The organism is Jejuia spongiicola, assembly GCF_023502325.1.
GTDB classification, from domain to species: Bacteria; Bacteroidota; Bacteroidia; order Flavobacteriales; family Flavobacteriaceae; genus Wocania_A; species Wocania_A spongiicola.
Window position 1 is genome coordinate 1 of record NZ_JAMFLZ010000001.1, and the last position, 21,999, is coordinate 21,999.

The 21,999-nt window shown below is 32.9% G+C and carries 20 protein-coding genes; 10 read left to right on the plus strand and 10 right to left on the minus strand.

The genetic code is table 11. From position 1 onward, the window contains the following. Positions 1 to 2,358: M14 family zinc carboxypeptidase (locus M3P09_RS00005; protein ID WP_249971548.1), on the minus strand; the 2,358-nt coding region annotated here is incomplete at its 3' end. Between the two features lie 216 nt (positions 2,359 to 2,574). Between M3P09_RS00005 and M3P09_RS00010 the strand changes: the two genes are divergently transcribed. Next, on the plus strand, positions 2,575 to 4,248 hold the full coding sequence (locus M3P09_RS00010; protein ID WP_249971549.1) for an ABC transporter ATP-binding protein: 1,674 nt from the start codon (positions 2,575 to 2,577) through the stop codon (positions 4,246 to 4,248). Between the two features lie 292 nt (positions 4,249 to 4,540). Here the strand turns inward: M3P09_RS00010 and M3P09_RS00015 are convergent, their stop codons facing one another. The 6 genes from M3P09_RS00015 to trhO all read right to left on the minus strand — a co-directional run bounded on the left by M3P09_RS00015 (position 4,541) and on the right by trhO (position 11,366). Continuing rightward, a complete protein-coding gene (locus M3P09_RS00015; protein WP_099565252.1) occupies positions 4,541 to 5,194 on the minus strand; it encodes a 3-oxoacid CoA-transferase subunit B in 654 nt (217 codons plus the stop codon). 88 nt (positions 5,195 to 5,282) lie between these two features. After that, positions 5,283 to 5,984 (minus strand): CoA transferase subunit A, encoded by a 702-nt coding sequence (locus tag M3P09_RS00020; RefSeq protein ID WP_249971550.1) that lies wholly within the window; start codon positions 5,982 to 5,984, stop codon positions 5,283 to 5,285. A 122-nt stretch (positions 5,985 to 6,106) separates the two neighbouring features. Then, complete coding sequence (locus M3P09_RS00025) at positions 6,107 to 8,464, minus strand: transglycosylase domain-containing protein (protein WP_249971551.1); 2,358 nt, start codon at positions 8,462 to 8,464, stop codon at positions 6,107 to 6,109. A 25-nt stretch (positions 8,465 to 8,489) separates the two neighbouring features. Beyond that, positions 8,490 to 8,984 carry a gliding motility lipoprotein GldH gene (locus M3P09_RS00030; RefSeq protein ID WP_249971552.1) on the minus strand — a complete coding sequence of 165 codons (495 nt, stop codon included), beginning with the start codon at positions 8,982 to 8,984 and terminating at the stop codon, positions 8,490 to 8,492. Next, positions 8,971 to 10,158: a PSP1 domain-containing protein gene (locus M3P09_RS00035; protein WP_249971553.1), complete on the minus strand. Its 1,188-nt coding sequence runs from the start codon at positions 10,156 to 10,158 to the stop codon at positions 8,971 to 8,973. The genes M3P09_RS00030 and M3P09_RS00035 overlap by 14 nt, the downstream gene beginning before the upstream one ends. Positions 10,159 to 10,292: 134 nt before the next feature. Continuing rightward, entirely contained in the window at positions 10,293 to 11,366 is a 1,074-nt protein-coding gene (gene trhO, locus M3P09_RS00040) for an oxygen-dependent tRNA uridine(34) hydroxylase TrhO (RefSeq protein ID WP_249971554.1), read from the minus strand. A 311-nt stretch (positions 11,367 to 11,677) separates the two neighbouring features. Here trhO and recA point away from each other — a divergent pair, with 311 nt between their 5' ends. From recA to M3P09_RS00060, 4 genes are all read left to right on the plus strand, one after another. Then, positions 11,678 to 12,682 carry a recombinase RecA gene (gene recA, locus M3P09_RS00045; protein WP_249971555.1) on the plus strand — a complete coding sequence of 335 codons (1,005 nt, stop codon included), beginning with the start codon at positions 11,678 to 11,680 and terminating at the stop codon, positions 12,680 to 12,682. A gap of 126 nt (positions 12,683 to 12,808) precedes the next feature. Further along, positions 12,809 to 13,234 (plus strand): hypothetical protein, encoded by a 426-nt coding sequence (locus tag M3P09_RS00050; RefSeq protein ID WP_099565245.1) that lies wholly within the window; start codon positions 12,809 to 12,811, stop codon positions 13,232 to 13,234. A gap of 30 nt (positions 13,235 to 13,264) precedes the next feature. After that, positions 13,265 to 13,807 carry an RNA polymerase sigma factor gene (locus tag M3P09_RS00055; RefSeq protein WP_099565244.1) on the plus strand — a complete coding sequence of 181 codons (543 nt, stop codon included), beginning with the start codon at positions 13,265 to 13,267 and terminating at the stop codon, positions 13,805 to 13,807. Continuing rightward, a complete protein-coding gene (locus tag M3P09_RS00060) occupies positions 13,807 to 15,309 on the plus strand; it encodes a hypothetical protein (protein WP_249971556.1) in 1,503 nt (500 codons plus the stop codon). The genes M3P09_RS00055 and M3P09_RS00060 overlap by 1 nt, the downstream gene beginning before the upstream one ends. 81 nt (positions 15,310 to 15,390) lie before the next feature. On the opposite strand, the gene M3P09_RS00065 is transcribed toward M3P09_RS00060, so the two are convergent. After that, a complete protein-coding gene (locus M3P09_RS00065) occupies positions 15,391 to 16,128 on the minus strand; it encodes a lysophospholipid acyltransferase family protein (protein WP_249971557.1) in 738 nt (245 codons plus the stop codon). 67 nt (positions 16,129 to 16,195) lie between these two features. On the opposite strand from M3P09_RS00065, the gene M3P09_RS00070 reads away from it, so the two are divergent. Further along, positions 16,196 to 16,438, plus strand: coding sequence for a GlsB/YeaQ/YmgE family stress response membrane protein (locus M3P09_RS00070; RefSeq protein WP_099565236.1), 243 nt, complete (start codon positions 16,196 to 16,198; stop codon positions 16,436 to 16,438). 119 nt (positions 16,439 to 16,557) lie between these two features. After that, the gene (gene trpS, locus M3P09_RS00075) at positions 16,558 to 17,526 is read left to right on the plus strand and encodes a tryptophan--tRNA ligase (RefSeq protein ID WP_249971558.1); all 969 of its coding nucleotides are present in this window, start codon (positions 16,558 to 16,560) and stop codon (positions 17,524 to 17,526) included. A gap of 24 nt (positions 17,527 to 17,550) precedes the next feature. Here the strand turns inward: trpS and dprA are convergent, their stop codons facing one another. Continuing rightward, positions 17,551 to 18,654, minus strand: coding sequence for a DNA-processing protein DprA (gene dprA, locus M3P09_RS00080; RefSeq protein ID WP_249971559.1), 1,104 nt, complete (start codon positions 18,652 to 18,654; stop codon positions 17,551 to 17,553). A gap of 194 nt (positions 18,655 to 18,848) precedes the next feature. Between dprA and M3P09_RS00085 the strand changes: the two genes are divergently transcribed. From M3P09_RS00085 to M3P09_RS00095, 3 genes are all read left to right on the plus strand, one after another. Further along, complete coding sequence (locus M3P09_RS00085) at positions 18,849 to 19,784, plus strand: HU domain-containing protein (RefSeq protein ID WP_249971560.1); 936 nt, start codon at positions 18,849 to 18,851, stop codon at positions 19,782 to 19,784. Positions 19,785 to 19,865: 81 nt separating this feature from the next. Then, entirely contained in the window at positions 19,866 to 20,375 is a 510-nt protein-coding gene (locus M3P09_RS00090) for an acyl-CoA thioesterase (protein WP_099565232.1), read from the plus strand. Between the two features lie 59 nt (positions 20,376 to 20,434). Next, positions 20,435 to 20,647, plus strand: coding sequence for a DUF6515 family protein (locus tag M3P09_RS00095; RefSeq protein ID WP_249971561.1), 213 nt, complete (start codon positions 20,435 to 20,437; stop codon positions 20,645 to 20,647). Positions 20,648 to 20,770: 123 nt separating this feature from the next. On the opposite strand, the gene M3P09_RS00100 is transcribed toward M3P09_RS00095, so the two are convergent. Continuing rightward, positions 20,771 to 21,997, minus strand: coding sequence for a murein hydrolase activator EnvC family protein (locus M3P09_RS00100; protein WP_249971562.1), 1,227 nt, complete (start codon positions 21,995 to 21,997; stop codon positions 20,771 to 20,773). Between the last annotated feature and the right edge of the window lie 2 nt (positions 21,998 to 21,999).

A 21,999-nucleotide genomic window follows, 5' to 3' on the forward strand; every position in this document is an offset into this window, starting at 1 on the left:
GGTTGCTCCATCATCGGTATAAATATCACCTAAGTCTAAGTTAACTGGAGATGAACCTATTAAAGTTATTACTGGTGCTGTTGTGTCTACAGAGCTTTGTACAATTACTGTATAATCTTCAACTTCTCCATCAAAATTTGTTTGACAGGAAGTAGGGTTAGAATTATACCTAGCAGAAACTCTCATTCTAGTACTTCCTAGTTGAGCACTAGCAGGAATAGAAACAGACAATGTTGGTAAAGCTCCATTTGGAACATTACTTATGTTACCTAAATCATATGCTTCTCCGCTATCTGTGAAATCTCCATTTTGATTCCAGTCAATCCAAACAAATGCATCTACTCTATAATTTCCATCAGTATTAACATAAACCGTAAGGTTTTCTGATGTCGATTGAGTAACTGTTGTACTAAGATTGGTAAAATCCTCATAACCGACATCTTTTGCTGGTCCATCAATATTATCAATTGCTCCAAATATTACCCTAGATACTGCTGTTTGATATGATGTGTTTCCACTAGAAGTACAGTAATTTAGCTGAACATTTGTTGTTGTAAAGTTAACAGAAGCACTGTAAACCGAACTGCTTCCTCCTGTACAATTACTTCTTACCTGCGCTTCATATTGTGTTGAAGCCGTTAAACCAGTTAAATTAGTTGACGCACTAGACAAACCATTAACATTGGTCCAATTTGATGCTCCAATTTCTCTATATCTTAAATCGTAAGTTGCTCCAGAAGTAGCGTCCCAACTTAAAGATGTTGTCGTAGCCCCAATATTAAATGCATTTAAACCGGTAGGAGCAACTGCGCCAATTGGAGTTAACAAAACATCAGCTAACGTTAGCGTTTGATAATCTGATATGGTTTGCCCAGATAAAGTAAACGACTGATAACAAGGTGCTTCAAATAGAATATCATAAGTTCCTGCTTTAACAGGCCTGTAATAATCACCTCCATTAGCATCAGAAAACGTATTCGATCCAAATGCATCATGACCTACAAGTGTTACTGTAGCTTCAATTGGAGTATTGGTACTCGCATCTTTAACAATACCTCTAAAACCATAAGTTCCTTGAGTTAAGTAATCTAATAAAGCGTCACGATTATAAAGCCAATAATTAACCAACTGACTTTCAGGAAGAAGCTTAGTATCAGATAGTTCAATAGTTACCTCTTTACATTGTTGATAAACATTCATATAATCCTGACGCCCTCCAAATACACGATACCACTCAGCTCCATGAGTTACTCCAGGGCTTGGATATACATTACTATCATCATCAGCCGTCATATATGTTGTGTCACCTAAGGCATCGCTATCATTTTGCGCATGCGTAGCATATTCTACTCCTGTAAATTCGAACCAATCTCCATCAGGATGTGTATATTGGCTTACATAAGCATTATCAAATGGGTAATTAAACAACTCTGTTCCTCCATGAAAGTTAGCAGATATAACAAAATGATTTGCATCTGCTAAAGCCATAAATGCTAAAGTTTCTGCTTGATAAGCTTCACCATCAGTATGAGCACCTTGAACATTATCTGGATAGTTTCTATTTAAATCTAGATTATTAATGTTACCTCTTCTAGCCCCAGCTACAGAGGTATTATTAGAGCTTCCATAATAAGTGCCATCTGGATTAGCACTAGGGTTTATCCAAATTTCCGTGTTTTCAACCAAGTTCTTTACTCTAGCATGATCAGCATGTCCCGTATCCGCGTAAACAGTTAATATGTAATCGATAAGAGTAAGCATCATTGGATACCCAGCAATTTCATCACCATGCATAGATGAAGTATACATAAGTTTTGGTTCTTGTTCGTCTGTTGTAACATTATCCGAAATTTTCACAAACAGTAGTTCTTTACCGTCATTTTCTGCTGTATTACCAATGCTAATTTTTTGTACAAGTGTTGGATTGTCATTTTCAAAATCCTGCATTTGTTGTGCATACTGTGCATAAGTTGGATAATTAGCTACAGGAAAAGTAAGCGTATTTGCAAAACTTTTTGAGGTCGTGCCTTTAAAAGACTTAGCCTGTTTGTTATCGTATATTATACTAGCATCAACTTCATTTTCGCTTTCTGGGACTTGGAAAGGAATGTTTTTTGTTTGAAATGCTCTAAACTGTTTTTCGTTTGCCCAAGCTGTGAGAGTTTTTGTTTTCTTATCGTAATTAACTATAGATAAGTTTCTACTAAAAGCTTCAACTTCTGAAGGGTGATTTACTTTAAAAGAAAATGTAAGTTCTCCTTTTTGCTTTAAAAACCTCTCTGCTTTTTGTTCATAATCTTGAGAGAATGCAAAAACTACATTAAATAAAATAACGAGGGGTAGTAATAGTCTTTTCATAATGGTTGGTTATAAGGGTTAAACAATTATTATAAATCTAGTTGTTTTTTTAAGATTAAATACAATTTTTACAGACAATCTTTATGTAATGTAGCTTTTTACGGAATAGCCATAATTTTTTTGAGGAAACAGATTACATTTTATAGTGTCTTATTTTTATTATTATATGTTTTCCGTTTGGTATCTTTGAAATTCTACTTAAATAGCTTTAAAATAATGTCATCAATTTTAACTATTACAGATTTATCTATTTCATTTGGTGAGAATGAAGTAATTCACAATGTTTCATATTGTCTGAACGAAAACGAAATTTTAGGAGTTGTTGGAGAATCTGGGTCGGGTAAATCTGTATCATCTTTAGCTATTTTAGGTTTGCTTCCTAAAAATATTTCTAAAATAAGTTCTGGAAGTATCATTTATAACAATGAAGATTTAACTAAGTTATCACCCAAAGAATTTCAAAAAATTCGCGGTAATAGAATAGCTTTTATTTTTCAAGAACCCATGAGTTCTTTAAACCCTTCTATGACCTGTGGTAAACAAGTACAAGAAATTTTATTGCTTCATACAAATCTTTCAAAAAAGGAAGCAAAAAAAGAAGCTATTGTATTATTTGAAAAAGTAAAACTTCCTGATGCAAATCGAGTTTATAACGCATACCCTCATGAAATTTCTGGTGGTCAAAAACAACGGGTTATGATAGCCATGGCTATAGCCTGCAAACCAGATGTTTTAATTGCTGATGAGCCTACAACAGCTCTTGATGTAACTGTGCAAAAAGAAATTATTAGTTTACTAAAAGAGTTACAACTTGAAACCAAAATGAGCATAATTTTTATTACGCATGATTTGGCTTTAATTTCAGAAATTGCAGATAGAGTAATAGTTATGTACAAAGGTGATATTGTTGAAAAGGGTAATGTATCTAGTATTTTTAACAATCCTCAACATATATACACAAAAGCGCTTATAAATTCTCGTCCTTCATTAAAAACTAGGTTGAAAATTTTACCAACTATCAATGACTATTTAAATGATGCTACTTCTCATGATATAATTACTGCTGAAGACAGAAAATTAAAACATGAAAAACTGTATAGTAATAAGCCTTTATTAGAAGTTATTAATGTTGAAAAAGAGTATATATCAAAATCTGGATGGTTTAGTAAACCCGAGATATTTAAGGCTGTAAATAATGTAAGTTTCAAGTTATACGAAGGAGAGACATTAGGGTTAGTTGGCGAATCTGGCTGCGGAAAATCTACTTTAGGGAATGCCATACTTCAATTAGATAAAGCAACAGCTGGCCAAATTTTGTATAGCGGGGTTGATATCACTCAATTATCTAATTCTGAGATAAAAAAACTAAGGAAAGACATTCAAATAATCTTTCAGGATCCTTATTCGTCTTTAAACCCAAGAATTCCAATAGGAGAAGCTATTTTAGAACCTATGAAAGTTCATAATTTATATTCAACAGATAAAGAACGCAAAGAAAAAGTAATTGAGATTTTAAAGCGTGTTGGCTTATCTGAAAATTATTTTAATAGATATCCTCATGAATTTTCTGGCGGGCAAAGGCAGCGTGTTGGAATTGCTAGAACTATAGCATTACAACCTAAGCTTATTGTTTGCGACGAATCGGTTTCTGCATTGGATATTTCTGTTCAAGCCCAAGTTTTAAACCTGTTAAATGAGCTAAAAGAAGATTTTAACTTTACTTATATATTTATTTCACATGATTTGGCCGTAGTTAAATACATGGCAGATCAGCTACTAGTTATGAATAAAGGTAAAATTGAAGAATTAGACGATGCAGATATAATATACAACCAGCCTAAAAAAGATTATACTAAAAAGTTAATTAATGCTATCCCTAAAGGGTTATAACATAAATATTTTTTTTGTTAAGTATAGTAAGCTTTTTACAAATCGTAAATTTTCTTGAAGCGTCTCTTTCAATTTGCTTTCACTTATTGTAGATTGTTCAGGTAGATTTGATTCCATAATTCCGTAGGTTAAGTTTAATGGTAGATTTGGGAAAATCTATAATATTGGTTTGGTTAATTTGGGGAAAGCAAATATGAAACATATTTTTAAAAAACCAGTTTAAAAACATATAAATTCGATGAAATGCATATTTTTTTAACATTTAGTATGCTTTTGGTCGATTGAGACTTTCTTATAAACTCATCTCAGGAATATCTCCTTCAACAATTAATGTGCCTTCTGTAGCATTTTTAATATCCTCTACAGAAACCCCTGGAGCGCGTTCTAATAGTTTAAAACCAAGTGTTGTAACTTCTAGTACTGCCAAATTGGTTACTATTTTTTTAACACAACCAACACCTGTTAATGGTAATGAGCATTTTTTTAATAATTTAGATTCGCCTCTTTTATTAGTGTGCATCATCGCCACAATTATATTCTCAGCACTGGCAACTAAATCCATAGCTCCGCCCATGCCTTTTACCATACGTCCTGGTATTTTCCAATTTGCAATGTCTCCATTCTCAGCAACTTCCATAGCTCCTAAAATTGTTAAATCTACATGTTGCCCTCTTATCATTGAAAAACTCATTGCAGAATCAAAAAAACTTGCTCCTGGTAATGTAGTTATAGTTTGTTTACCAGCATTAATTACATCGGCATCTTCTTCTCCTTCAAAAGGAAATGGTCCCATTCCAAGTACACCATTCTCGCTTTGAAATTCTACTTCTATATCGTTTCTAACATAATTTGCAACTAAAGTAGGAATGCCTATTCCTAAGTTAACATAATAACCATCTTTTACTTCTTTAGCTATTCGTTTTGCAATACCGGTTTTATCTAACATCTATCTTTATATTTTTAATGCTCCTGATAACGTACGCAGGAATCTTTTTAATTGAAAGTAAATTCCTGTATAAACAGGAATACAATATCTATTCTTTTACTCTTACCGTTCTTTGTTCAATCCGTTTTTCATAGGTGTCTCCTTGAAAAATACGTTGCACAAAAATTCCAGGAATATGTATTTGATTAGGATCTAAACTACCTAAAGGCACTAATTCTTCAACTTCAGCAACAGTTATCTTTGCTGCTCCACACATATTAGGGTTAAAATTTCTGGCAGTCCCTTTAAAAATCAAGTTTCCAGCTTCATCTCCTTTCCACGCTTTTACAAAAGCAAAATCTGCGTCAAAAGCATGTTCTAAAACATACATTTTTCCGTTAAACTCTCTAGTTTCTTTTCCTTCTGCTACCTCAGTTCCAAATCCAGCAGGCGTATAAATTGCAGGAAAACCCGCTTGAGCTGCACGACAACGTTCTGCTAATGTTCCTTGCGGAATAAGTTCTACATCCAATTCTCCTGAAAGCATCTGGCGCTCAAATTCATCATTCTCTCCCACATAAGATGATATCATTTTTTTTATTTGACGCTCTTGAAGCAATAAACCTAACCCAAAATCATCGACCCCAGCGTTATTAGAAATACATGTTAATCCTTTAACACCATGCTTAACCAATTCTGCAATTGCATTTTCGGGTATTCCACTTAATCCAAAACCGCCAAGCATTAAAGTCATGTTATCTTTTACGCCTTGAAGCGCCTCTTGAACGTTAGCTACTTTTTTATTAATCATTATCTAAATTTTTGCTGTATAAAATTACGAATAATTGAATAATTACATCAAAGTATTATCAAATAAAAAAACCATCCTAAAAAAGAATGGTTTTTTTATTTTAAGATGTAATACGTTTCTAATTAGAAATCCAAATCATCTGGAATCTCATCACTTCCATCATCTGTAATCGTTTTATTTTTGACTTTAGAACAGTCAACATTTATAGAAAGGTTTGCTGGTTCTTCAAAAGCTTCCTTAGAAATATTTAAATCTTTATCGGCATAACAACTTTTCATATATATACCCCAAATTGGTAATGCCATAGCTGCTCCTTGACCATATTTAGTAGTCCTAAAATGAATCGATCTTTCTTCTCCACCTACCCATACACCAGTAACCAAGTTAGGTACCATTCCCATAAACCAACCATCACTTTGATTTTGTGTGGTTCCTGTTTTTCCTGCTATTGGATTTGTAAATTCGTAAGGGTATCCTGTTACTACTTCTCTAAAATCTGCTCTATAAGCATCTGCCCCTTTTGTTCTTAAACGAACTCCAGAACCTGATTGTGTAACCCCTTCCATAAGCTTTACAGTTACATACGCGGTTTCTTCACTTAATACATCGTTGGTCTCTGGCGTAAACTGATATAAAATCGTGCCGTTCTTATCTTCAATACTAGTAACCATTACAGGTTTTGTATACACCCCCTTATTAGCAAAAGTGGAGTATGCTCCAACCATTTCGTAAACGCTAATTTCTGGCACCCCTAAGGCAATCGCTGGCACTGGTAAAACTTCAGATTCAATTCCTAATTTTTTAGCTAAATCAACAACGGTTTGTGGTCCTACTTCGTCAATAAGTCTTGCCGTTATAGTATTTACTGAATTTGCTAAAGCATTTTTTAAAGTTCTTTTTCCCCCATAGTCACTATCGCCATTAGAATTTTTAGGGCACCATGGGTCAGGATTCCCGTGTTTATTTGCTTCTATACAATATGGCGTGTCTGGGTATTCGTCGCAAGGCGATTTATGTAATTGATCTATGGCTGTTGCATATACTAAAGGCTTAAAGGTTGAACCTATTTGGCGCTTCCCTTGTTTTACCATATCGTATTGAAAATGTCTGTAATTCATGCCGCCAACCCACGCTTTTACATGACCCGTTTGCGGATTCATAGACATCATCCCTGGTCGCAAAAACGATTTATAATAACGCATCGAATCGATAGGTTTCATAATAGTATCTTTCTCCGAAGGTTTTCCGTCTTTCCATTCAAATACAGTCATTTGTATTGGTTCGTAAAACGATGCTTCTATTTCTTTGTTAGACTTTTTTAAATCATATTTTAAATGATTCCATCTCTTTCCTCTTCTCATTGATCTAAGCATCAGCGTATCAATAGCGCCTCGAGTTAACTCTAAAAATGGAGCTGTTGGATTTCTTTCTGGTGTGTTTTGATGAAAAAACTCTGCTTGTAACCTAGGCATGTGTTGTTGTACAGCATCCTCAGCATGTTTTTGCATACGTGAATCGATAGTCGTATAAATTTTTAATCCATCATTATATAAACTCCATTTAGTCCCATCCGGTTTTGGGTTCTTTTTTATCCAATCTTTCATAAAACCAGAGAGGTATCCTCTAAAATAAGTAGCAATTCCATCACGATGCGATTGAGGTGTAAAATCTAAATCTAATTCTGTTTTTTGAAGAGAATCTTTTACTACCTCATTAATATGACCAGATTTTTCCATCTGAGATAAAACTACATTACGTCTGTTTTTTACGCCTACTGGATTACGACTAGGTATTGGGTTGTAAAAGGAAGAATTCACACACATCCCTACTAACATGGCGGCTTCTTTAACCTCTAAATCTTTTGGTTCTTTATTAAAATAGATTCTTGAAGCGCTTCGAATACCGTCTCCGTTGTTTCCAAAATCATAAATATTAAAATACTGTGCTATAATTTCTTCTTTAGTATATTGGCGTTCTAAACGGATAGCAATAACCCATTCCTTCATTTTTTGTATTATCCTTTTAACAAAATTACCTGATGCTTTTTTAGTAAAAAACAATTTAGCTAATTGTTGGGAAATTGTACTAGCCCCACCTTTCCTGCCTAAAAATATCGCAGCTCTTAATGTTCCTCGAGCATCTATCCCTGCATGTTCATGAAACCGCACATCCTCAGTAGAAATTAAAGCATTCACCAAATGTGGTGACAAATCATCATAACTAACAGGTGTTCTGTTATCATTAAAGTAAAATTTCCCTAAAGTTTTTCCATCTGAAGAAATTATTTCAGTAGCAAGATTCGATTTAAGATTTTCTAATTGTGTATGATCTGGTATTTCGCCAAAAACACCCCACGATGCCATTAAAAACATTAATACGATAGAAAATATACCTCCCATAAACAATATCCAAAACCATCGAATATATTTTGAAAAATCTTGTATATTTTTTGTTTCTTTCTTTGCTTTTGTTTTTGCCATAATTAAGTGCCTAAAATTATGAATGCTATTTTTTTATTGGTTTTTCTATCCTAAAACCTACATCTGTAATACCATCAAGCTCTGTTACGCCATTAACTTTTCCATTTTCTCTCATAGCGTGCTGGATGTTAACAATATACTCTCCAGTTTCCTTAAATACAACTTGTTCTTTATACCACAGTTTATTTTCTTTTACACCTGTTATTCCAGTTCCTAAAAGTTTTCCGCTTGGGTCTGCCATTCTGTACTCTAATGTGTCCTTTATTGTTTTACCGTATGGAAAAACCATCTCTACAATTAAAAACAGATTGTTAAATTTATAATCGTTTGTGTTTCTTAAATTAACAAACAAGTTATACGCATTTGTTGAATCTGGCGGATTCACCTTAAAGCTTACAATACTATCTTTATGCCACGAACTTGGAACAGATTTGTAGGTGTCAAATACACGATTTGAATCGCATGATGCTAAAACAAGAAAAAAAACTAGACAAAATAATACGGCATTACTTAGCTTCATTTTTATTTTTTTGAGGTTTTCTTTTGTTTTTTCTGTTCCTATTGTTTCTGCTCTTATTATTTTTACGTTTGTTATAGCGTTTTGGACTATCGAAACGTGTTAAACTATCCTGTCCTACAACGTTCTCAAATTCTGTTTTAGTATCTTCAATAAGATCTGAAGCATATTCTTCAAGGCTTGCTATTTTTTTATTCTTCTTATTGGCTTCTATTATTTCGTTGGCTTGTGCTGTGGTTATTTTATGCCAATTCATCCACTCTCCTTCATAAGCATACCACATATGTCCTTTAAAAATATCCGTCTTTTGACAAACTGCAGTGCCTTTTTCGGTTTTAAGTTTAATATCTGTTTTAGGAAAATCTTTTAAGGCATCTAAATATGTATCTAACTCATAATTTAAACAGCATTTTAATTTTCCACATTGACCAGCTAATTTTTGAGGATTCAAAGATAATTGCTGGTAACGTGCTGCTGATGTGCTTACAGAACGAAAATCTGTTAACCAGGTTGAGCAACATAATTCGCGCCCACAAGACCCTATACCACCAAGCCTTGCTGCTTCTTGTCTAAAACCTACTTGCTTCATTTCTATGCGCGTTCTAAACTCGCGTGCAAAAACTTTGATAAGCTCTCTAAAATCTACACGCTCCTCTGCTGTATAATAAAACGTTGCTTTACTGGCATCGCCTTGAAACTCGATATCTGAAATTTTCATTTGCAATTTCAAATCGATAGCAAACTGGCGTGCTTTAACCTTCATCGATTCTTCTTTGTCGCGCGCTTTTTGCCAAATGTCAATATCTTTTTGACTTGCCTTTCGGTATATTTTTAAAATATCGTCGCCCTCAGTCGTAATGTTTTTACGTTTCATTTGAACGCGTACCAATTCTCCTGCAAGAGTAACCATACCAATATCATGACCAGATTGCGCTTGAGTGGCAACCACATCGCCAATGCTTAACGTTAAATTTTCAGTGTTTTTATAGTAATTTTTTCGTCCGTTTTTAAAACGAACTTCAATCCAGTTGAATGGTTTTTCTCCATTGGGAAGTGACATATTTGCAAGCCAATCGAAAACAGTTAGTTTATTACAACTATCTGTTCCGCAAGTGCCATTATTTTTGCATCCTTTTGGTTGACCGTCTTTTCCAGTTGAACAACTGTTACAAGCCATATGTTTTTATATGTTGAATTCGCTAATAATTAGATTATTACGAATGAAGGTTTATAAATCTTTTAAAACGTAAATATAAGATTATTCTAAAGACTTAAAACAAAGAATTTACAGTTGTTCTTTTCGGCTTAAGTTTAGGCCTCTTTATTTTTTAAAACTTCAAAAATATTTCTTAAATCTTTTTTATATGGCAAATGGTCTGCGCGTCCCTTTTTAAATATATCATTACTATTACCTTGTCCTTTACGGAGTTCTTTTTGCTCTTCGTAAGGCAAAGCATGTATTTCTTTGCAATTTGTTGAACAACAATTATTCATCTCTTTTTTGCAATCATCACATTGAATAAATAGTAAATGGCAGGCGTCATTAGCGCAATTGGTATGTATATCTGCTGGTTTTCCGCATTGGTGGCAACAAGCAATTACATCATCACTAATTTTTTCAGCTCTACGTTCATCAAAAACAAAATTCTTCCCAACGAATTTATTCTCTAAGTTGTTTTCGTTTACTTGTCGTGTATATTCAATAATTCCACCTTCTAGCTGATATACGTTTTTAAAACCTTTATGTTTAAAATAGGCACTTGCCTTTTCGCATCGAATGCCTCCTGTGCAATACATTACTAGATTCTTATCTTCTTTATGTGTTTTTAAATCGTCTTCAATAATATCCAACGATTCTCTAAAAGTATCAACATCTGGTGTTATCGCATTTTTAAAATGTCCTATTTCGCTTTCATAGTGGTTACGCATGTCTACCAATACAGTTTTACTGTCCTCAATAAGTTCATTAAACGTATTTGCATCAACATGTACGCCTTTATTGGTAACATCAAAAGTGTCATCATTTAAGCCATCTGCAACAATCTTATCTCGTACTTTTACTTTAAGTTTTAAAAACGATTTATTGTTTTGCTCAACAGCGATATTTAATCGTATTCCTTTTAAAAAATCAATCGTATCTAAATGAGATTTAAAGGCGTTAAAGCGATCTGCTGGAAGCGACAATTGTCCGTTAATGCCTTCATGTGCGACATAAATTCTACCTAGAACATCTAATTCATTCCAAGTAATAAATAATTGATCTCTAAACTCTTGAGGATTGGTGATTTTAGCGTATTGATAAAAAGAAAGTGTCAATCGATTTTTTCCTGCTTTATCGATTAATTCTGCTCTTTCTTTAGCGCTTAATTTATTGTACAGTTGCATGCTATACTAATGTTTTTAAGGTTAAAACCGCATAAAGCGGAATAAAGAAATATTTTAAAATGCAAAAGTACACTTTTATAAGAATAGAACAATTTTTTGCATAAAAAAAGCACCTTAATTTACATAAAGTGCTTTGATAAAATAGTTCGAGTTAGTTCTATATTCAAACCATTGTAGGTAAATTTCATAGCAAAAATTTTCCTGCGTTTATTAGTAGATGCAAAATGTTTAAAAAGGTTGCGTGATAAAATTGTATTCTGATAAAAGTTATAGTATTTTAGCTGCTATTACTTCAGAAAAAAATATTAGAAATGAGCAACGAAAAAGAAGCAAAATTAAAAGCACTAAAACTTACTTTAGATAAATTAGATAAAGCTTACGGGAAAGGAACCGTAATGAAAATGAGCGATGCCGCTATTGAAGATGTTGATGCTATTCCATCTGGATCTTTAGGCTTAGATATTGCTTTAGGCGTTGGTGGCTATCCGCGTGGTCGTGTTATTGAAATTTATGGCCCTGAATCTTCTGGTAAAACAACATTAACATTGCATGCCATTGCAGAAGCGCAAAAAGCAGGAGGCATTGCTGCATTTATTGATGCTGAACATGCTTTTGATAGATTTTATGCAGAAAAACTAGGTGTAGATATTGACAATTTAATTATCTCTCAACCTGATAATGGAGAACAAGCACTTGAAATTACTGATAACTTAATTCGCTCTGGTGCTATTGATATTGTTGTTATAGACTCTGTAGCAGCCTTAACACCTAAAAGTGAGATTGAAGGCGAAATGGGAGACTCGAAAATGGGTTTACACGCACGTTTAATGTCTCAAGCTTTAAGAAAGCTAACAGGATCAATAAGTAAAACTAATTGTACTGTAATTTTCATTAATCAATTACGTGAAAAAATTGGAGTAATGTTTGGCAACCCTGAAACAACAACAGGAGGTAATGCCTTAAAGTTTTATGCTTCGGTACGATTAGATATTAGACGTTCTACTCAAATTAAAGATAGTAATGGTTCTGTTTTAGGAAATAAAACTAGAGTTAAAATTGTTAAAAACAAAGTAGCTCCGCCTTTTAAATTGGCAGAATTTGATATTATGTATGGAGAAGGTGTGAGTAAAGTTGGAGAGATTTTAGATATCGCAGTTGAACACGAAGTCGTTAAAAAGAGTGGCTCTTGGTTTAGCTATGACGACACTAAACTTGGACAAGGGCGAGACGCTGTAAAAGCAATTATTAAAGACAATCCCGAGCTCATGGACGAGCTAGAAGATAAAATAAAAGCAGCTTTAAAAGTATCCGAATAAAAAAAAATCCCGATGAATCGGGATTTTTTTTGCAATTAAGCGAATAATACACGCAACCTTTTAGTTTGTTTGACATCTATAAATACAAAAACATGTATTAAGTAGAAATATTAAAAATTATTTGTAATGAAAAAGTTAGTCGCCCTAAGCTTTACTTTACTTTTATTTGTATCATGCAGTCTTGATGATGATAATTCAAATGATGGTAGTGCAAACTATAGCTTTGAAATATTATCTGTAGAAAGTGTTGATATTCCGGATGCTTTTACTTTAGGAGAAGTTTATCCTATAACGGTTTCTTATTTTAAACCTTCAACCTGCCATTCTTTTAAAGAGTTTTATTATTTAAAAGAAAACAACATACGTACTGTAGCCCCAATAAATTACGTATTTGAAAACAACAGTTGCGAAACGCTTACAAACGAATTAGTAGAAGCAACATTTAATTTTATTGTTAACAGTAACGGATCGTATATATTTAAGTTTTGGCAAGGAGAAGACAATAATGGGGAAGACCAATATTTAACTATAGAAGTACCCGTTACAAATTAAGTTTAAGTATTAATAAATACGTGTTTTAATTTGAGTTTAAATCAACTCATAGAAAATTGTAGAATTAATGATACTAAAGCCCAAGGGGAATTATACAAACTCTTTTCGAGTAAGTTATTCTCTGTATGCTTAAAGTATTCAAGAAACTATGCCGAAGCAGAAGATAATTTGCAAGACGCATTTTTAACTATTTTTAATAAAATAGAGCAATATAAAAACAAAGGCTCTTTTGAGGGGTGGCTAAAACGAATAGCTATAAATACAGCGCTACAGCGTTACAGAAACGAAAAAGTTTTTGATATAGTAAATGAGAATATAGAAGATGATGTAGAATTAGAGATTGATGAAGATCATGTTTCTTTAGATTATCTCTTAAAAATTATTCAAGAACTACCTGATCGCTATCGGCTAGTTTTTAACCTTTATGTGTTAGATGGTTATTCGCATAAAGAAATTGCAGAAATGCTAAATATAAACATAGGTACCTCAAAATCAAATTTAGCAAGGGCTAGACAGGCTTTGAAGGAGACTATTGAAAATTATAAGACAACAAAAAGTTTACAATCCTTATAATGAGTGATAAAAAACATATAGACAGATTATTTCAGGAACGTTTCAAAAATTTTGAAGCAACCCCTAGCGATGCTGTTTGGGAAAATATAGAAGCCGAGCTTAACAAGAAAAAGAAGAAACGACGTATTATCCCTATTTGGTGGAGATATGCTGGCGTAGCAGCTTTACTTGTGCTTTTACTAACAGTTAGTGGCTTGTTTAATGGTAATAACTCTGATGATATTCCCACAAACCAGGTTGTTGAAACTGAGAATGTGAAACCTGAGAATCCTAATACTGCTCCAGACGATAATTCAACTAGTAATATTAAAAAGGAAAATGGAATTATAGATGTGAAAGATGCTGTTGCGGAATCAAATACAGAAAAAGAACCTGCTGAAAAAGCTTCTGAAATTAAAAATAATATTACCCCTTCAAACAAAACATCAGTTGCAGAAAGCACATCTTCAAAACATAAAAACGAAGGCACCCAACAAACTCAGCTTTCTTCAAATAAGAAAACAAACGCTTCTAATATTATTTTAAATAAAGACGATAAAACGGCTATTGCTGAAAATTCAACAGAAAAAAACAATGAGGTTATTCAAAATAAGACCCCTCAAATTGATATAGATAAAGCAAACGAAATAATTAGCAATTCTACAAAAAACAATACTGCTGTTGCAGATACTAAACAAAACGAAAATACCGAAGATATAGTTAAAGACGAGGTTAAAGAAAGTACACTTACTATTGATGAGGTTTTAAATAAAAACAAAGATATTATTGAAGAAGAGAAAGACGAAAACATAAGCAGGTGGAGTATTGCCCCAAATGCGGCGCCTGTTTATTTTAGTAGTTTAGGAGACGGCTCTTCAATAGACCCACAGTTTAACAATAACTCGAAAAGTGGCGAGCTTAATATGAGTTATGGTATTAAAGCCAGTTATGCTGTTAATAAAAAGCTAAGTATTCGCACGGGTATTAATAAAGTTAATTTAGGTTACAATACTAACAATGTGGTCGTGTTTCAATCTCTTAGTGCTAACTCGAGTTCACTACAAAACGTAAACACGGTTAACAACACAGCTAATGCTGTTTCATTTATAAGTAGCGACAATTTGAGTTCTGCAAAAAGCCCTGAGGTATTTTCAAAAAACTCAAACACATCTATTAATCAAGACATGGGTTACATTGAAGTGCCTTTAGAAATTCAATATGCTCTTACAAACAAAAAATTAGGCGTTAACCTTATTGGTGGTTTTAGTTCTTTCTTTTTAAATAAAAATGAGATTTTCTCTGAAAGTGCGGGGTCTAAAACACTTTTAGGTGAAGCAAGTAATTTAAATAAAGTAAGCTATAGTGCCAATTTTGGTTTAGGGTTAAATTATAAAGTTTCAAAAAAAATAGATTTGAATTTTGAGCCTATGTTCAAATATCAAATCAATACGTTTAATAATACGTCTGGTAATTTCAAACCTTATTTTATTGGGGTTTATACCGGATTTGCTATTAAGTTTTAGGTTTTTGGTTAGATCTAGGCGTTGGTTTCTTTTAAGCTCAGAAATCAACATCAAAAAAACTGCTCTCCCCAGAGCAGTTTTTTATTTATTAAATACCTGCAATTGCTTTAAAATTATTTGCCTTGCTTCTTGGTTTAAAGCTTTTGTATCCTCCACTGTTAAATTTTCAGTAGATAAAAACTTATGAATTTTTACACGCATTTTACCTGGGCTTCCGCTAAAAAAAGTATACGAAAAACGTTTTTTATTATCAGCAAAAGTTAATGGAACAATTGGTGTTTTATGGTTAATAGCTAGCCTAAAAGCACCATCTTTAAAATCATCTAATTCAATATGTTCTTCTGGCACACCGCCCTCAGGAAAAATGCAAATGCTTAAACCAGATTGTAATCGACGTTGTGCTCTTAAAAAAACAGCTTGCCTACTTTTTGCAGAACTTCTATCAACCAAAATACAAGTACGCTTATAAAAAAAGCCGAAAAGCGGAATTTTGGCTAGTTCCTTTTTACCTACAAAAACAAATGGGTTTTTAACCGAAACCAGCATAAGCATTATATCTGCCATAGAAGTATGGTTAGCTATAAACATATAGCTTTTGCCCTTTTCTAGGGCTTGTTCGTGCTTTATAATGGTTTTAAAACCCATGCCAATTAAAATGATTTTTGCCCAGAATCTTGCCAATTTAAAAAAGAACGGATACCACGACTCTTTTAAGATTGAAATTAGAAGAATTGGAAACATAATAAGTATAGGCAATGCTACAAGAATGTAGAACCAAACACGGTACAGAGTCCAGAAAATATGTTTTACAATTTTCATAAGTATCAAAAATACTATTATAAATTGATTATATTTAGAACATATTAACTTTAAAACAACTAAAATTATGGGTTTACTGTATTCTCTTTTAATTGGAGCCGTTGCTGGCTGGTTAGCTGGCAAATTGATGAAAGGTGGCGGATTTGGACTACTTCTCAACATTATTATTGGTATTGTTGGAGGTATTGTTGGTAATTGGCTGTTTGGACAACTAAACATTTCTTTAATGGATGGTGTTGTTGGAGATATTTTAACAGGAGCCATTGGTGCGTCTGTTATTCTATTTGTTGCTGGCTTATTTAAAAAATAAGAAAAACCCTAACTTAATATACTAAAAGTGGCCTTTGCCACTTTTTTTATTGCCTAACAAATACGTATTTTCGCGATGTTATTTAATTAAAATAAAATCCTGTATTTACAGGGCATATTATGGCAAGAATACTTACAGGCATACAAAGCACAGGAACACCGCACTTAGGAAACATTTTAGGTGCCATTATTCCTGCAATAGAAATGGCTAATAACCCAGAAAACGATTCGTTTTTGTTTATTGCAAATCTGCACACATTAACACAGATTAAAGATGCTGAAACATTACGAGCTAATACATATTCTACTGCCGCAACCTGGTTAGCTTTTAATTTGGACATTGAAAAAACAGTGTTTTACAGACAAAGCGATGTGCCACAAGTAACCGAGCTATCCTGGTATTTAAGTTGTTTTTTTCCATACCAACGTTTAACATTAGCACATAGTTTTAAAGACAAAGCTGATAGACTAGAAGATGTAAATTCTGGATTATTTACTTACCCTATGCTAATGGCTGCAGATATTTTATTGTACGATGCCAATATTATTCCTGTAGGGAAAGATCAATTACAGCATATTGAAATGACACGGGATGTAGCTTCTCGTTTTCATGCTAAAATGGGAGAAACATTTGTATTACCAGAAGGGAAAATACAAGAAAACACCATGCTTATTCCTGGTACCGATGGCGAGAAAATGAGTAAGAGTAGAAATAACATCATCAATATATTTTTGGATGATAAAAAACTACGTAAACAAATTATGACCATCCAAACCGATAGCACTCCACTTGAAGAGCCAAAGGATTGGAGTACGTGTAACTGTTTTGCTATTTATAATTTATTAGCTTCTGATGAACAAATAACTACTATGAAAGCTAATTATGAAAACGGTGGCTATGGCTATGGGCATGCTAAACAGGCTTTATTTGAATTAATTGTTGAAAAATATGCTCCCCAACGCGAGCGTTATAATTATTATATGAATAACCTCAACGAAATTGATGCCGCTTTAGCAGTTGGTGCTTCAAAAGCAAAGTTAGTTGCTGATGGTGTTTTAAATAGAGTTAGAGAGAAGACTGGGTATTAACAAGTTCATGCGAAGACAAACATTTTAAACAACCTCAAACAATTTTCCCGGTAACGGTCTAATAACACTTTTTAATTCCATAGTCAGCAAAATACTGGCTACTTTAAAAATAGGCATGTTGCAATTAATAGCAATAATATCCAATTGTTGTTTGTCATTTGCTTTTAGATAACTGTAAATCGTTTTTTCGTTATCACTTAACTCAACAAATAGTTGTTTCTGTATTGCAAGCTTTTCATTTTCTCCTAATTGCCAGTTTAAAATATAAGGCACGTCCAAAGGGTTAGAAAGCATATGTGCTTTTTGATGCTTTATTAAATTGTTACAACCCACACTTTGCGAATCTGTAGTGCGTCCAGGAACTGCAAACACATCACGATTGTATGAATTAGCAATATCAGCAGTTACTAAGCTTCCACCCTTCTCAGCAGATTCAATAACAATGGTAGCGTTGCTTATACCTGCAATAATTCTATTTCGTTTTAAAAAATTGTTTTTATTAAAAGTATCACTACTCCAAAAATCAGTATAAAACCCACCATTCTTTTCAATATCAGCCATATACTTTTTATGCACTTTAGGGTAAATGGTATGCATACCATGTGCTAAACAGCCAATGGTTTGCAAACTATGCTTTAACGCTGCTTTATGTGCTGTAATATCTGTACCGTATGCAAAACCAGAAACTATAATTGGGTTATAAGGTACAAGCGCTTCAATCAGTTTTTCACAAAAAGTGACACCGCTAGTGGTAATTTTTCTTGCCCCAACAATGCTAATAATATGTTGTTGGTTTAAATTAATATGTCCAGATTGGAAAAGCAAAATAGGTCCGTCAATGCAATGTTTTAGCTTTTCAGGGTAACTTTCATCTTTAAAATAGAAAGCCTTGAGTTTATTTTCTTTTATAAACCTTATCTCCTTTTCTGCTTCTTTTAAGTGGTAAACTTCAAATAAGTCGCTTAAAATCACATGACCTATTCCGTCAATTTTTAACAGATTTTGCTTTTTTTCTTTTAATACAGCTTCCGCAGAACCACAATGTGCAATAAGTTTTTTAGCAGTAATATCTCCAATATTAGGTACATGTTGTAAAGCTAAAGTATAAAGCAAATCGTTTTCTGTCATTCTAAGCATTTGGTTTTAAAGCTACAATAAAAGCATTTTTACTCAATAATTAAGGATTAAAATTTTGGTATTAGTCACAAAAACTAATAAGTTTCTTTCAGCTTCAACCCTAATTTTATAGGAAGATTTGCCATTGTTAATAAATTTTTAAGTTGAAATTTTATCTGCTAGCTTAATTTTTTAACTTTGTTTTTATGCAATTAGAAACTTACATAAGCGATTTATTATATAGATATGAATGTGTTACTATTCCTGAATTTGGATCTTTTTTAACGCAGCGCGTATCAGCTACCATTAACGATTCTACAAATGCTTTTTACCCACCTAAAAAAGCAGTATCGTTTAACGAACAAATTCAGCAAAATGATGGGCTATTAGCGCATTATATTGCTGATGTGGAAAAAATCCCTTTTGAAGTAGCTATTAAAAAAATTGCCAAACGCGTTAAAATACTTAAATCGTACCTAATACAAGGCGAAACACTTACCTTTAAAAATATTGGTGAAGTAGTTTTTAATAACGAAGGTAAAATTTTATTTGAACCCACTTATAGCCTTAATTATTTAACCGATTCTTTTGGTTTATCCCAATTTGTATCACCTTCTGTAACTCGCGAAGTTTATAAAGAAGACGTTGAACAAATTGAAAAGGTTATTCCGCTTACCATTACATCTGAAAAGCGTAAAGCTAAACCTTATTTAAAATATGCAGCTGTGGCTTTAATAGCCTTAACCCTTGGAGGTTTTACTGCTTCAAAGTTTTATGTTAATCAAATTGAAACGCATAATCAATTAGCTCAAGAAGAAGCCGCAAAACAACTAGACACAAAAATACAGCAAGCCACTTTTAGTTTAAGTTCTCTTCCTGCAATTACGCTAAGTGTTACTAAACAAACTGGTAATTACCATATAGTAGCAGGCGCTTTTAGAGTTGAAGAAAATTGTGATAAAATAATAACTCAGCTAAAAAAAGAAGGTTTTAGCGCTAGAAAAATTGGTGTAAACAAATACGGTTTACACGAGGTTGTATATGCAAGCTATGAAAATGGAAAAGATGCACTTAAAGCTATTCGTGAAATTAGAAAAACACACAATAAAGATGCTTGGTTGTTAGTTAAAAAGCTTGATTAATTTCTAACATAATTCACACCTTTTTTACTTCATTAATACTTAAAAGCATAGTACCTTTGCAACATCATTAAAACACAAGTGATGCAAGCAAAAACACCTGAGCAATCTAAAACAACACTTACCGATATGGTTTTACCTGGTGAAACCAATCCTTTAAACAATTTATTTGGTGGCGAATTACTTGCACGAATGGATCGTGCCGCTAGTATTGCTGCTAGACGACATAGTAGACGTATTGTGGTAACAGCATCAGTTAACCATGTTGCATTTAATAAAGCAGTACCTTTGGGTAGTGTGGTTACCGTTGAGGCTAAAGTATCTCGTGCCTTTAAAACCTCAATGGAAGTGTTTATTGATGTATGGATTGAAGATAGAGAGTCTGGTGAAAAAACTAAAGCTAACGAAGCTATTTACACATTTGTAGCTGTAGACGATACCGGTAGACCTGTTTCTGTTCCAGAAGTCCATCCACAAACCAATTTAGAAAAAGAGCGTTTTGATGCTGCTTTACGTCGTAAACAATTAAGCTTATTATTGGCTGGTAAAATTTCTCCTGATAAAGCTACAGAACTTAAGGCTTTGTTTGAGTAATTAAACCTTTTAATTTTTAGCAAGTCCTATTAGCAATAAAACCCAAAATCTATATTGCTATGAGAACTATTGTTATTTTATTTTCCGTTTTATTTATACTATCTAGCACGTCTTGTGCAACTTATGTAGAAGCAAGACCTGCAAATGTTACTATTATTAAGTCAACACCTAAGCGCTACAAAATTGTAAAGGTTAAAGGAAAGCGTTACTATTTTTGGAATGGCAATCATTACAGAAAAACTAATAAGGGGTATGTAATTGTAAGAGTTTAAATTAAGTTAAATATCATTCAGAGCGAAGCGTAAGAGTCTGTTTATTGTTTCTTTTATATGAGTTTTACGTTTCTAACTCCTTATTAATGAACGTAAACCACTGTGCTTTAACCCAAGTAAATGCTACATTTTGTAAATCCAAGATGCTGGATTTTGAGTACTACTCTCTTTAAAGATACTAAAGCTTAAAATGGTTTCTCCGTTAGAAGGGTTAGTAAATACTTCTCCTATTTGCTGCTTGGTTTTTACTTTATCTCCTTTTTTTACAAAAACTTTATCTAAGTTTTTATAAGCTGTAAAATAGTTTCCATGCTGTACCATAACAACCGTATTAGCATTTCTTATTTTAATAACCGCAGTAACCTCTCCATTAAAAACCGCTCTAGCTTTGGCTTTCTTTTCAGTTGCAATCCTTACACCATTACTTTTAATAGTTAATGATCTATTGATTGGGTGTGGTTGAGTTCCGTAGCGCATTTTTACAATACCCTTTTCAACTGGCCAATCTAATTTCCCTCGGTTCGATTCAAAATCTTTTGCTAAAGCTCTACCAGCTGGAGTTAACGCAAATGTTTTTGAACTTGAAGATTTTCCTGCCTTTTTATTTGATTTAGCAATTGCAGCTTTAATAATTTTGTCAATTTCTGCATCAATCCTATTAGCTTCACGCTGCCTTTTATTAATTTGAGATGTATAAAGGTTAATGTTCCTTTTAATAGATTTCATTAAAACCTCATGCTGTTTTCGCTCTCTTTCTAGTGATTTTTGAGTGACTTTATTCTCAGCAATTAACTTTTGCTTATCTTCTTTTTGCTTTAATAAATTGGTATTGATGTCCTGTAATTCTGTAGTTTTAGCTTTAATAGTTTCACCTTGAAGTTTTTGATGGTCACTATATTGTTTTATGTATTGTAATCGTTTATAAGCTTGTTTAAAATCGTTTGAAGACAATAAAAACATAATCCTACTCTGTTGGTTTTTGCTTTTATAAGATTTAACAATCATTGCTGCATAATCCTCTTTTAATTGTTTTAATTCATCTCTAAGTTTACTTATCTTCTTTTGGTTCGAATTAATTTCTCTAGTAATTAAATTTGCTTGCTGATTAGTAACTTTAATTAAATTATTTAATACATTAATCTTATAATTAAAATCTTCTATTAGAGATAATTGCGACTTTTCTTTTGACTTGTTTTCTAAACGTAATTCGTTAATTTTTCGAATTTCGCGTCGCAATTCTTGACGGCGCGTTTCTAGTTCTTTTTGTTTGTTGTTTTGAGAAAAACCTAGAGCACAAAACAAGCAAACAAAGAGTAATATTGAATATTTATGTACGTGTATTTTATTCAATG